Origin of the sequence: Hyphomicrobium sp. ghe19 (assembly GCF_902712875.1) — a bacterium.
GTDB lineage: Bacteria > Pseudomonadota > Alphaproteobacteria > Rhizobiales > Hyphomicrobiaceae > Hyphomicrobium_B.
In genome coordinates, this window is sequence record NZ_LR743509.1 from 2019882 (window position 1) to 2033465 (window position 13584).

At 60.9% G+C, this 13584-nt stretch carries 10 protein-coding genes; 9 read left to right on the forward strand and 1 reads right to left on the reverse strand.

What is annotated here, in order from left to right; genetic code table 11:
• From AACL53_RS09645 to AACL53_RS09685, 9 genes are all read left to right on the forward strand, one after another.
• Complete coding sequence (locus tag AACL53_RS09645; protein WP_339084288.1) at nt 1-819, forward strand: ABC transporter permease; 819 nt, start codon at nt 1-3, stop codon at nt 817-819.
• Nucleotides 816-1655 carry an ABC transporter ATP-binding protein gene (locus AACL53_RS09650; RefSeq protein ID WP_339084289.1) on the forward strand — a complete coding sequence of 280 codons (840 nt, stop codon included), beginning with the start codon at nt 816-818 and terminating at the stop codon, nt 1653-1655. The genes AACL53_RS09645 and AACL53_RS09650 overlap by 4 nt, the downstream gene beginning before the upstream one ends.
• 117 nt (nt 1656-1772) lie before the next feature.
• A complete protein-coding gene (locus tag AACL53_RS09655) occupies nt 1773-2507 on the forward strand; it encodes an urea amidolyase associated protein UAAP1 (RefSeq protein ID WP_339084290.1) in 735 nt (244 codons plus the stop codon).
• A complete protein-coding gene (locus tag AACL53_RS09660; protein WP_339084291.1) occupies nt 2504-3151 on the forward strand; it encodes an urea amidolyase associated protein UAAP2 in 648 nt (215 codons plus the stop codon). The genes AACL53_RS09655 and AACL53_RS09660 overlap by 4 nt, the downstream gene beginning before the upstream one ends.
• A 5-nt stretch (nt 3152-3156) precedes the next feature.
• The gene (uca, locus tag AACL53_RS09665) at nt 3157-6777 is read left to right on the forward strand and encodes an urea carboxylase (protein WP_339084292.1); all 3621 of its coding nucleotides are present in this window, start codon (nt 3157-3159) and stop codon (nt 6775-6777) included.
• Nucleotides 6774-8558, forward strand: a complete 1785-nt coding sequence (gene atzF, locus AACL53_RS09670) for an allophanate hydrolase (protein WP_339084293.1) — start codon at nt 6774-6776, stop codon at nt 8556-8558. Before uca ends, atzF begins: the two co-directional genes overlap by 4 nt.
• 178 nt (nt 8559-8736) lie before the next feature.
• Nucleotides 8737-9558 carry a quinoprotein dehydrogenase-associated SoxYZ-like carrier gene (locus tag AACL53_RS09675; protein ID WP_339084295.1) on the forward strand — a complete coding sequence of 274 codons (822 nt, stop codon included), beginning with the start codon at nt 8737-8739 and terminating at the stop codon, nt 9556-9558.
• Nucleotides 9559-9579: 21 nt separating this feature from the next.
• Nucleotides 9580-10872: a sulfite dehydrogenase gene (gene soxC / locus AACL53_RS09680; RefSeq protein ID WP_339084296.1), complete on the forward strand. Its 1293-nt coding sequence runs from the start codon at nt 9580-9582 to the stop codon at nt 10870-10872.
• On the forward strand, nt 10859-11398 hold the full coding sequence (locus AACL53_RS09685; protein ID WP_339084297.1) for a c-type cytochrome: 540 nt from the start codon (nt 10859-10861) through the stop codon (nt 11396-11398). Before soxC ends, AACL53_RS09685 begins: the two co-directional genes overlap by 14 nt.
• Nucleotides 11399-11411: 13 nt before the next feature.
• On the opposite strand, the gene AACL53_RS09690 is transcribed toward AACL53_RS09685, so the two are convergent.
• Complete coding sequence (locus AACL53_RS09690; RefSeq protein ID WP_339084298.1) at nt 11412-12791, reverse strand: porin; 1380 nt, start codon at nt 12789-12791, stop codon at nt 11412-11414.
• Between the last annotated feature and the right edge of the window lie 793 nt (nt 12792-13584).

Sequence of the window (13584 nt, forward strand, 5' to 3'; positions counted from 1 at the left end):
ATGCGCGCTATGAATTTTCGACCGGACAAGAGCTGGCGCCTTGCCCTCGCCTTCCTGCCATTTGCGTTGCTCCTACTCACCTACATTATCGCTTCCGACATTCGGCTTGCCGAGAACGCGAACGACAAGCTTCTCCCGTCATTCGCCAAGATGGGCGAAGCGATCGACGCCTACGCGATGAAGCCCGACACCCGCACGGGCGACCATCTGCTTTGGGCAGATACGTCGGCGAGCCTGACGCGTCTCATCGCCGGGCTTGCGATCTCGACGGCTATCGCCCTCGTTCTCGGCATCGTCATCGGAGTTCTGCCGGTGATGGGCGCTACACTCGGGCCGGTCGTGGCGGTGTTATCGATGGTGCCGCCACTCGCGCTCCTTCCCATTCTTTTCATCGTCATGGGACTTGGGGAAGCCTCGAAGATCACCCTGATCGTCGTCGGCACATCGCTGAAACTCATTCGCGATATCGCGCTTCGGGTCGAAGACATTCCGCGCGAGCAGCTGATCAAGGCACAGACGCTCGGCGCATCGACGCCGCAGATCGCCTTGCGCATCGTGCTGCCGCAAATCCTGCCGCGACTGATCGATTCCGTTCGGTTGGAAATCGGTCCGGCGTGGCTCTTCCTGATTGCAGCCGAGGCGATCGCTGCCGACTCTGGCCTCGGCTACCGCATCTTTCTCGTTCGCCGGTATCTCTCGATGGATGTGATCCTCCCCTACGTCGCGTGGATCACGCTTCTGGCGTTCATCATGGACCTTTCCCTGCGGCTGCTTCAACGCAAGTCGTTTCCTTGGTTTGCCGAAGCGAGAACTGCATGAACGCCATCGTCTTCGACAAGGTTTGGAAAGAATACGGCGATCACGTCGTACTCGAGCAGATCAATCTCGAAATCGAGACGCGCTCGTTCGTGGCGCTGGTCGGCCCCTCGGGATGCGGCAAGACAACATTCCTGCGGTTGCTCCTCGGCGAAGAGCGGCCGACGCGCGGAAGCATTCTCGTCGAAGGTGTTCCGCTCAAAGCGGAGCCCGATGCGGACCGCGGCGTCGTCTTCCAGCGCTACTCGGTGTTTCCGCATCTGACGGTTCTCGGCAACGTCATCATTGGGCGGGAGTTCGAGAAGGCGGGCGCCTTCGGCCGTCTGTTCGGGCGTGCGCGCAAACAAGCCGAGGAGGAAGCACGCGAGCTTCTGTCCGCCGTCGGGCTTGCGGGTCAGGAGAAGAAATATCCATCGGCGCTTTCGGGGGGCATGCAGCAGCGCCTGGCGCTCGCCCAGGCTCTAATGCGGCGGCCAAAGGTCTTGCTGCTGGACGAACCGTTCGGTGCACTCGATCCCGGTATCCGATCGGATATTCATGTCCTCATGCGGCGCATCTGGAATGAATCGTCGCTGACCGTCGTCATGGTCACGCACGACTTGAGCGAAGCTTTCGAACTCGGTACGCGCATCATCGCTTTCGAGCGGCCTCGCAACCGGCCGGAAGAGGCCGAGCGCTATGGGGCACGGCTCTCTGCTGACATTCCCACGCCGCCTCCGACCGCGCCGGCGATCCCGAAGGGCGCGACCGTCACCAAGGACATCGAGATCTGGCCTAAGAAGGTAGCAGGAAGCCCTGGCGTTCTAACGCGTCATGGGCATTCGGCTCCACGTTCCTAGGCCATCACGCTGGCTGCGAGGGACGACCCTCAGCGGCTTCTCACGAACCCGGGACGGCCCGGACTGGCGCGCCAGTTGCGTCTTTCAATGGGCGCTTCTGCGTTGGGAGAGAAAATAATGGGAAACATGATCTACGGCGACACGCTGCCGGGGGGTAAGCACTGGTCGCTGCTGATGCGCCGAAACACGCGGCTGCGCCTGACCGACGTCGAGGGCGGCGCGAATATCGGAATGCTCTTCTACAATCCGCAGAACTTGCTCGAGCGCTACAACGCGCCCGACACGCTGAAATGTCAGCACACGTTCAAGCTAACTACCGGTCATTGTCTCTATTCGGATATGGGCCGCATTTTTTGCTCGGTCGTATCTGATACGTTCGGCTGGCACGATACCGTCACCGGAAATACGACGAAGGCCATCGTTGCGCGCAAGTGGGGCGAGAAGAGCTATCAAACAGCGCGCAACGACTGGCAGCAGAACGGCCACGACAGTTTCCTTGTCGAAGGCGCCAAATACGGCCTGACACGGCGGGACCTAGCGGCGAACGTCAACTGGTTCAGCAAGATTGCCGTCGCCTCCGACGGCGCGATGTCGCTCGATACTTCGGCCGCGAAGGCCGGCGCCCAGGTCGAGCTGCGCTTCGAGATCGATACGCTCGTGCTCTTCCACACCTGCCCGCATCCGTTGAACCTCGCGAATACGTACCCACGGAAACCGGTGCACTTCGAGATCTTTGAGGGGCCGCCCGCAGCGCTCGACGATCCCGCGCGGATTTCCGCGCCCGAGAACGAGCGGGGCTTCGAGAACAACCGCATCTTTCTCGCTGGCTGCTGTGGAGACGTGCATCAATGATCAAAGAAAGCACGCTTCGCGAAGCCGACGCGATTTATCGCCGTATCGTTCCCGCAGGCCAATATTGGATGCACGTCGTTCTTGAGGGCGAGACGCTTCGCCTTCTCGATCTCGAAGGCAATCAGGCCGCGGATACTTTGTTCTTCAACGCCGACGATCCGGCGGAACGCTACTCGGCGTCCGACACCATCCGGGAGCAAGGCAATATCTATCTCACGGCGGGCTCTGTGCTTCGTTCCGATATCTGCCGTCCTATGCTGACGATCACGGCCGATACGGTCGGCCGCCACGACACGCTCGGCGGCGCCTGTGCGACGGAGAGCAACACCGTTCGCTACGCGCTCGAAAAGAAATCGCTGCACGCGTGCCGCGACAGTTACCTGCTCGCGATCGCCGAGAACGAGCAGTACGGCCTCTCGAAACGCGACATCGGACACAACATCAATTTCTTCATGAACGTGCCTGTCACGCCCGACGGCGGGTTGACGTTCGAGGATGGTTTGTCGGCGCCGGGAAAATACGTCGAGATGACTGCGCACATGAACGTCATCGTGCTGATCTCGAACTGTCCGCAACTCAACAATCCCTGCAACGCCTACAACCCCACGCCGATCGAAGTTCTCATCTGGGGTAAGGGGGCCTGACGTCCATGTTCCGCAAAGTCCTTATCGCCAACCGCGGCGCCATCGCCTGCCGCATCATCAGAACGCTCGACCGCATGGGGATTGCGAGCGTCGCGGTCTATTCCGAGGCCGATCGTCATTCGATGCATGTCATGCAGGCGGGCGAAGCCGTCGCCATCGGTCCATCACCCGCGGCCGAGAGCTATCTCAAGTTTGACGCCATCCTCGACGCTGCAAAGAAGACCGGCGCGGAAGCGATTCATCCGGGTTACGGCTTTCTGTCGGAAAATCCCGATTTCGCGGACGCGTGCGAAGCAGCGGGCATCGTGTTCATTGGGCCGAAGGCGAAGCACATGCGCGCCTTCGGATTGAAGCACAAGGCGCGCGAGCTTGCGTTTGAGGCAAACGTACCGTTGGCGCCGGGCTCCGGCCTCATCCGCGATGTCGAACACGCCAAGTGCGAAGCCCAGCGCATCGGCTATCCGGTGATGATCAAGAGCACGGCCGGCGGCGGCGGCATCGGCTTGCAGCTCGTGTCGACGGCGGAAGAAATCGCGCCGATGTTCGAGCGCGTCGAACGCCTCGCTCGCAACAACTTCAAGGACGCCGGTATCTTCATCGAGAAGTATGTGGCGCGCGGCCGCCACATCGAAGTGCAAATTTTCGGCGACGGCCGCGGCAACGTCGTCTCGCTCGGCGAACGCGACTGCTCGGCGCAGCGGCGCAACCAGAAGGTCATCGAGGAGACGCCTGCGCCAAACCTCCCCGAGAAGACGCGGGCGGCGCTCTGGGAGACGGCGCGACGTCTCGGCCAGGCCGTCAATTACGAAAGCGCGGGCACAGTCGAATATCTCTACGATGCCGAGACGAACGAGTTCTATTTTCTCGAGGTCAATACGCGGCTTCAGGTGGAGCATGGCGTGACCGAGGAAGTCTTCGGCGCAGATCTCGTCGAATGGATGGTGCGGCAGGCGGCGGGAGAATTACAACCGCTCGATCAATCCAAGATTTCGCCAACGGGTGCATCGATCCAAGTCCGGCTTTACGCGGAAGATCCTGCGCGCGATTTCCGGCCAAGCTCCGGCCGGTTGACGGACGTTTCCTGGCCAAAGGGCGCGCGCATCGAGACGTGGGTGCAGAGCGGCTCGGAGGTTTCTCCCTACTACGACCCGATGATCGCAAAGATCATCGTCAAGGGATCGTCACGCGACGACGCGCTGGCGCGACTTCGATCGGCGCTCGATCAAACGCGCATCGGCGGCCTCGAAACCAATCTCGATTATCTCCGCCAGCTCGCGGGATCAGGGGTCTTTGCGAAAGCTGAGATGCTGACGCGGACATTGCAGACGTTCACTTATAAAGCGGACACCATCGAAGTTCTGTCGCCGGGCACGCAGACGACGATCCAGGATTGGCCGGGACGCGTCGGCTATTGGGCGGTCGGCGTGCCGCCATCAGGCCCGATGGACGCGCTGTCGTTTCGCTTAGCCAATCGTATCGTCGGCAACGACGAAGGGACTGCCGGGATCGAGACGACGCTCGCGGGACCGTCCCTCAAATTCAACACCGACGCCGTGATCTGTCTCGCGGGTGCGGAGCTGTCTGCGACGCTCGACGGCGCGCCTGTCGTCTACTGGGAAGCCATTCAGATCAAGTCCGGACAGGTGCTGAAGATCGGCGGCGTCAAGGGGCCGGGCGTGCGCGCCTACATCGCCGTTCGCGGCGGTATCGACGTTCCGTCTTATCTCGGAAGCAAATCCACGTTCACGCTCGGCAAGTTCGGCGGGCACGGCGGACGCGTATTGATGACGGGCGACGTGCTTCATATCGGCCGCGACGCGACGAGTTTTCCTTCGGCGCGTCTTCCGGAAGAACTCAAACCTCGCCTCGTCCATACCTGGGATATCGGCGTTCTCTACGGTCCACATGGCGCGCCGGATTTCTTCGCGCCGGAATACATCGACACGTTCTTCGCGAGCGATTGGGAGGTTCATTACAATTCGAATCCGACCGGCATTCGGCTGATCGGACCGAAGCCCGTCTGGGCGCGCACCGACGGCGGCGAAGCCGGGCTTCACCCGAGCAATATTCACGACAACGCCTACGCCATCGGGACGATCGATTTCACCGGCGACATGCCTGTCATCCTCGGCCCCGACGGCCCGTCGCTCGGCGGCTTCGTGTGTCCGGCGACCATCGTGCAAGCCGAACTTTGGAAGATGGGTCAGCTTCGGCCGGGCGACAAAGTCCGCTTCACGCGTCTTTCTCCTGCCGAGGCCGCCGCGCGTCTTGCCAAGCAGAACGCAGAGATCGCAACGCTGAAGTCTATCGCCGCGCCGTCGTTCCCGCATGCGAAGTGGGGGGCGGATGACTGCATGGTCGGCGGCCGCGAGGCGTCCGGCGACAAGCCGCGCGTTGTTTATCGCCGCGCGGGCGATGCTTACATGCTCGTCGAATACGGCCCGATCATTCTCGATTTCACGTTGCGATTCCGCGCACACGCGCTGATGACCGCTCTCGAACGGCGAAAGCTGGCAGGCATTCTCGACCTGACGCCGGGTATCCGGTCCTTGCAGGTCCACTACGACAGCTCGGCACTGCCTCTCGAAGATTTGCTCGCGGAGCTTTCGCGCATCGAAGATGCGCTCGGAGACTTGAGCGATATCGAGGTGCCGTCGCGCATCGTGCATCTGCCGCTGTCGTGGAACGACCCCGCGGTGCAGAAGACGATCGACAAATATATCCAGGGCGTCAGACCCGATGCGCCGTGGTGTCCTTCCAACATAGAGTTCATCCGGCGCATCAATGGTCTCGATTCAATCGAGGATGTGCTGCGGATCGTGTTCGACGCGACCTACGTCGTTCTCGGACTGGGCGACGTGTATCTCGGTGCGCCGGTCGCGACGCCGGTCGACCCGCGTCATCGTCTCGTCACGACGAAATACAATCCGGCGCGCACGTGGACGCCCGACAACGTGGTCGGCATCGGCGGGGCTTACATGTGCATCTACGGCATGGAGGGCCCCGGCGGTTATCAGCTCTTCGGCCGGACGTGCCAAGTCTGGAACACGTATCGCACGACGGAAGCCTTCGAAGCCGGGTCGCCATGGCTTTTGCGGTTCTTCGATCAGATCCGCTTCTATCCCGTCACGAGCGAAGAACTGGCGAAGTTCCGCGACGGTTTTCTTGAAGGGCAGGCCAACGTCAAAGTCGAAGCGACAAGGTTTCGTCTCAGGGACTATCTGGCTTTCCTTGCCGAGAACGAAGAGTCGATTGGCGCCTTCAAGTCGCGTCAGCAGGCGGCCTTCGAGGCGGAACGGGCGCGCTGGCATCAGGTCGATCAGGAAGGTGCGGCAGGCGCATCCGACAGCGGCGTTGAAGAGGATGCGACCGCCGTTCTGCCTCCCGGCGCCACCGCCGTCGAGAGCCCTGTTCCAGGCAGCGTCTGGAAGGTTCTCGTCGAGCCCGGAACACGGGTCGCCGAGGGCGAGACGCTGATAATCGTCGAGTCAATGAAAATGGAGATGGCCGTGCCGGCGCCGCAAAGCGGGGTCGTTCACGAGGTGCGCTGCGTCGAAGGGCGGCCTGTGGCCCTCGGCCAGGCTCTCGTTATCTTAAGAGAGCCACATGCGGAGGCGACGGCGTGACCCTATCGCTCGACATCGCAAACCTCACCGCCCTCTACGAGCGCGGAAAGACGACCCCCGAAGCAACCGTTGAAGAGGTCTTCGCTCGGATCGGAGACAAGGGCGTTGCGCCCGACTGGATCGCGCTTCGCGATAAGGAGAGCGTTCTCGATAGCGTTCGCCGCGCGCCTCGCGGGGCCCTTTACGGCATTCCGTTTGCCGTAAAGGACAACATCGATGTCGCCGGTATGCCGACGACGTGCGGTTGTCCAGCTTTCGCCTATGTGCCCGAGCGTTCGGCGGCGGTCGTCGAACGGCTCGAAGCGGCCGGCGCCATCCTGATCGGCAAAACGAACCTCGACCAGTTTGCGACCGGGCTCAACGGCACGCGCTCGCCTTACGGCATCCCGGCGAACGTCTTCAATGCGGACTACATCTCCGGCGGCTCGAGTTCTGGTTCAGCTGTGGTGGTCGCCGCGGGGATTGTTTCGTTTTCTCTCGGCACCGACACGGCGGGATCAGGCCGCGTTCCGGCGGCCTTCAATAACATCGTCGGTCTGAAGCCGACGAAAGGCATCATCTCGACGCGTGGCATCGTACCCGCATGCAAGAGCCAAGATGCGGTTTCGATTTTTGCGCTCACTGTCGCTGACGCCGCGAAGCTTGCAGAGACAGCCGTCGCCTTCGACAAGGACGACTGTTTCGCGAGGGCCGATGCGCCACCCTTCGCCGTCGAGGATTTCGCGCGTCCGCTGAGAATTGGCATCCCCAACGCGCCGCTGTCGTTCTTCGATGATGGCGAGTATCAGCGGCTCTATCATCACACGATCGATCGCCTCGCCGGACTTGGCGCGGAGATCACCCCATTCAACTTCGCGCCGTTTCTCGACACCGCAGCCATGCTTTACGACGGTCCGTGGGTCGCCGAGCGGCTGTTCGCCGTCGACGACATGGACGACGATGATCTTCATCCCGTCGTTCGCGAGATCATCCACAACGGCCGGAATAAATCTGCGCTCGCGACATTCGAGAGCTTTTATCGTCTTGCTGAATATCGCCGCGCGGCGGACGCCGAGTGGAACCGCATGGACGTGATGGTGCTGCCGACGGCGGGCACGACGTACAAAATCGCCGATATGCTGGCTGATCCCGTTCGCCTCAATTCGAACCTCGGCGCGTATACGAATTTCGTCAATCTCCTCGACCTTTCGGCTCTCGCCATTCCAGCGGGCTTTCGCGAGGACGGCATCCCTTTCGGCGTGACGCTGATCGGGCGCGCGTTCGCCGACGGACAACTCGCGGCGATCGGTGATGCTCTTCATCGCACGCTCGATGGTGCGAAGCTTGGCGCGACGCAGGCAGCCTTGTCGGATGCAGCGCCCGTCGCCGTGAAGCCCGCCAAGAAGACGACGGTCGAGGTCGCGGTGGTCGGCGCCCATCTCAGGGGGCAGCCACTCAACAGCCAGCTTACCGAGCGCGATGCCATCTACCGGGAGACGGCGCGCACGGCAGCCGGATACCGTCTTTACGCCTTGCCGGGGACGACGCCGCCGAAGCCGGGCCTCATCTTCGAGGGTACCGGGCCGGGTGCGATCGAAGTCGAAATCTGGGAAATGGAAGAGGCCGCGTTCGGGTCGTTCGTGGCGCTCATACCGGCCCCCCTCGGGATCGGGACGCTTGTGCTCGAAGGCGGCCGAGAGGTGAAAGGCTTCCTTTGTGAAAGCCATGCCATTCGCGGCGCCGAGGACATTACGGAGTTCGGGGGCTGGCGCGCCTGGCTCGGCCGGACGGCTGTCGCCTGATCCGGCGCACCGAGGCAAAATAAATTGCTGCGAATACCGTGATTTAGAACGCGGTTCGCCGTCGCGGCGCCGCGCCTTGCGAAATAGATGACTGCGTCACCATATTAATGTAGTCTTTTATTCTAGATTTAGCGTCCCGGACGCACGAGATCGCCTTAAGGCGGCAAGCGAGGAAACGATGCGCAACAGAATAATCCGCTCCACGATTGTTGCCGGACTGACGGCAGTCCTGGGGATGATCGCGGCTCAGGCGAGCGCGCGGGCCGACGACACGGCTGTCATCTGGGACAGCATCCGGACGGATCTCTTCGGAACGCGCGAGGTTGCGGACGGGGCCGGCAAAGTGGCGCTCGAAGCGCCGTACCGCGCGGAAGACGCATCCACGGTTCCCCTCACCATTCGCCTCCCGGCTGAATTCGCCAAAGACGTGAAATCCCTGACGCTCGTCATCGACAAAAACCCCTCCCCCGTCGTCGCGACGTTCACGTACGGCGATGCGGCCGGGAACGGCGAACGCGTTCTGGCCACGCGCGTTCGCATCGATCAATATTCGAATGTCCGCGCGATCGCCGAGACGAACGACGGCAAACTGTTCATGACGATCAAGTTCGTGAAAGCGTCGGGCGGCTGCTCGGCTCCGGCCGGCAAGGACCCGGAGGAAGCGGCGAAGACGATGGGCAAGATGAAGGTGATGACCGCCTTCAAGGACCCGGATAACACGGCTGCGCAAGAAGCTCAGGTGATGATCCGTCATCCGAACAGTTCGGGCATGCAGATGGATCAGGTGACCGGCCTCTATATCCCGACGCATTTTGTGGACAAGGTGGCCGTGAAGACTGGCGGCAAAACCGTCTTCACGATGACAGGCGGCATCTCGATCAGCGAAAATCCGAACTTCCGTTTCACCTATCAGGGCAATCCTTCCGACGTGATGAGCGTCGAGGCTGAGGATTCGCAAGGCAACGCGTTCAAGGGCAACTCAACTCCGAGCCAATCCTGACGTCGTTTGCGGAACGGCCTCATGGCCGGCAAGCTTGCAAGTGAAGATCTAGTACCGGTTGCCGGCGGCGGGCTTTTGCATCGCCGCCTTTTCCTCAAGGCGGGATTGGTTCTCGCTACGGCACAGACCGCGACATCCCTCAGGGCGGAAGAAGCGTCACTGCCGAAGGCCGAAGATCCGGATGATCCCTCCTGGATTCACAAAACCGGCCTTCCCTTCACCGGCTACGGCACGCCGTCAAAATACGAGAAGCACGTCGTTCGCAACACGGGCGGCAACCGCACGCCTGCTGGCGACGGCGTCTCGTGGACGCCTCTGGAAGAACTCGAAGGCATCATCACGCCGAGCGGCCTCCATTTCGAGCGCCATCATGACGGCGTGCCGGACATCGATCCGGCCTTGCACAGGCTCGTCATCCACGGCCTCGTGCAGCGGCCCCTGGAATTCACCGTCGCGAGCTTGCTTCGATATCCGATGCGCTCGCGCTTCCTCTTCATCGAGTGTGGCGGGAACAGCAACGCCGGGTGGCACGAGGAACCCATCCAGCGTCCGGTTGGCGATTTCCATGGACTCGTTTCATGCTCGGAATGGACCGGCGTGCCGCTCTCCCTTCTGCTCGATGAGGCGGGCGTCGATCCGCAGGCGTCGTGGATCATCGCCGAGGGCGCCGATGCCGGACTGCTCAACGTCAGCCTGCCGCTTTCGAAGCTGATGGATGATGCGATCGTCGGACTCTATCAGAATGGCGAACGCGTGCGGCCCGAGAACGGCTATCCGATCCGGCTGATCGTGCCGGGCTGGGAAGGCATCACCAACATCAAGTGGCTGCGCCGCCTGCACGTCACCGACGCTCCGTCTATGACGCGCAACGAAACGGCGAAATACACCGAGCTTTTGGCGTCCGGCAAAGCGCGCATGTTCACGTTCGTCATGGATGCCAAATCGCTGATCACGTCACCTTCGCCGGGCCAGAAGATGCACGGGGCGAATGTCTATGAAATTCGCGGGCTCGCATGGAGCGGCCGCGGCAAGATCAGTAAGGTGGAGGTTTCGGCGGACGGCGGCAAATCGTGGGCCGAGGCAGAGTTGCAGGCCCCCGTCATGTCGCAATGCTTCACGCGCTTTCGCTCCCCGTGGGCTTGGGACGGCAAGGCTGCGCTGCTCAAAAGCCGCGCGACGGACGAAACGGGCTATGTCCAACCCGAGCGCGACGTGTTGATCAAAGAGCGCGGACGCGAAGGGTACTTTCACTACAACGCGATTGTCTGCTGGGCCGTCGATGAAGATGGTACGATCAGCCATGTCTATGCTTAGGCGCGTTGCGGCTGCGATCATCGTTCCGGTTGTGGGAACTGTGGCCATCGCCGAGGATGCTGCCGTCAAAGCTCCTCGCCTCGGCACACCGTTGAGTGCAGACGCGATCGCGAAATGGGATCGCACGATCTTTCCCGATGGGCGTGGACTGCCGCCAGGAAAGGGGACCGCGAAAGACGGCCGCGTCATATACGAGCAGAAATGCGCGAGCTGTCACGGTTCGCACGGGGAAGGCGGAACGGCGGAAGAACTCGTCAGCGGGCCGACGCCGCCATCGCCCGATAATCCGAGCAAGGCAATCGGGTCTTACTGGCCGTTCGCGACGACGATCTTCGATTTCGTTCGCCGCAGCATGCCGCCTGCGGCTCCGGGTTCCTTATCCGCGGATGAGACCTACGCCGTCACGGCCTACCTGCTCGCCGCCAATGCGATCATTCCGGAGAGCGAAGAGCTGAATGCGAAAACGCTGGCCGCCGTGCGGATGCCGAACCGCGACGGCTTCATCTGGATCGACGTAAAAAAGTAAGTTTGCGCCGCTTTCAGAAATTGATCTTCGCGCCAAAGATGCCCGCTTGGAATGCATCGAGAGAAGTTTTCCCCACGGGAGCGCCGCTGGTGGCTGTCACGCTGTTCCCGAAGACATCGCCATCGGCGTGCTCGTAGACAGCATAGAGCGTCATTTCCGCCGCATCGATATATTGAATGATGCCGCCCTGCCAGAAATTGATGGTCGAGCTTACCGTCTTACCGGGATTGGAACCGGCATCGTCATGACGGTACTCGCCAAAAATGTTCGTTTTGCCTAGTGAAATCCACTTCTGTTCGATACCGGGCTGGATGAACCACACATTGCTAACAGGCTCTATAAGCTGCTGCTCGGTGGTCGGGTTCCCGGTATCAATGTGCTGCGTACCCCAGCCGCCGAATACGAATAGTCCGGTCGGCTTGTGCATGATCGTGGCTGCGGCGCCACCCCAGTCGCACCGGAAGTTCGGCAATGATGCCGTCGTCGTGCTCGAAGATATGCAAGCAGTTCCGCCCGCAACGTAGGTGCTCGGGGTTCCGCTGAATTGGGTGCCGGGATTATTGCTTTGGCCATAACCGCCACGCACGAGAACATCGAAATCTCCGATGGTGTTTTTGTACTGGAGCGCGATGTCCCATAAGCTGGCTTCGCCCCAAGCCGCAGCCCAGGAAAAGCCCTGATAAATCGGTGAGTCGTAGCGAACGACATTGCGACGGCCGCTATCGCCAGGTGTCGAATTATTGAAGCCTCTCAGAACGTCCGTCCATCTGAGCGCGGGCGAGCCTATGGGATTTCCATCAGCTCTCAGCTGAAACTGCGACAGGTAGATCGCGGCGCCTTCAGCATCGTCGACGTTGCGTGTCAAAGTGAAGTCGGCGTCGTCGAGGAGGTGGTAAGTTGCAGTACCGTTTTGGCCAACGGCGACCTGTCCCCATTCCTGACTCTTGACGTACCAATAGCTTTTGCGAACCAAAAGCTGATTGTCCTGGTTGTTCGGGTTGCTGCTCGAAGAACTCGGAGAATTTTGATTCCACTGATTTGACGGATGGCCCTGCACCCCAATTTCAAGGAGGTAACCTGCTGAAACGTCGGACGTGATCTTTGCCTCGCCGACGAACCGGAAGCGCGACTGCTCGACGGAGTTCGTGCCCACGTAAGCGTTATGCTCGGTGCCATCATCCCAGACGATTAGGTTCTCGTTGACCCAGCCCGAAATCGTCAGGCTGACTTTCCGGTTGCCTTTGCGCGCGGTGGTCGCTTCCAGTTCGGCGATACGCTCCTCAAGGTCAGCGCAGCAGTTGCCGCCGAGGTCAGCAGCGGCAGCTGGTGAAATCAAAATCAGGGCGGCCGCAATGATACCGAAGCCGCTGACAAACTCACGAGATATTCTCATCACTACCACCCCGCGGAATCGTCTGCACACCGATAATATGAACAGACCACGCAGTGCCAATGTCGAACGGGCCGCAATTCCCGGATGCTGATTGGGTGTGATGCAAAAGCTATTATGCAGAGATGTTGAATTATCCGCCGCAACGCGCCTTAAATTTGTTACCGCTTTCTGACTTGAGCCGCGACATTCAGTTATTCCGATTTCGATCGAGCTCACGCGGTGATTTATTGCCCGCGGACATCGCGGAAAAAATTGTATTTTGAGTCTTTAGCCCCCGCGGATGGCACTTTGGCGATTTTCGCGGTCGATCCCGATGGAGACGCAACCGCTAAAACCCTAGGTTCGGATGCGCTCCCGCGTGGAGATCATCGAGACGTGAAAATCAAAATCAACGAAGAGTTGAAGCCGGGAACAAGGCTTTAGCCAGTCGCGCGAGGCAAGGACGGCAAACCGTTCCGGAATGTCGTCGGCCCGTCGGGACAGACTTTCAAGATCCTGTAGCAGCGAAGTCTTGAGGCAACGGGCGCACGCCCGGCGCGACTTCGCTCCCGCGCCGGTGACTTGACTTTGCCCCCTAGAGGCCCGGCCGTAGGGCCGACACCACCCTTTCGGGGGAAGACGATGTTGGCCTGGAGCTAAAGAAATGGCGTCTCCGGCCTGTCACAAACCCGCTTTGTGACAGTTTACGCTTGCCGTTCCATCGGCATGGCGGGCCACCGTGATCGCTTAGTATTGAATTAATGCCCCGCGTGCCCTATTTCGGGCTCCCAGCGCAGCTTTACGCGCTTGCTGG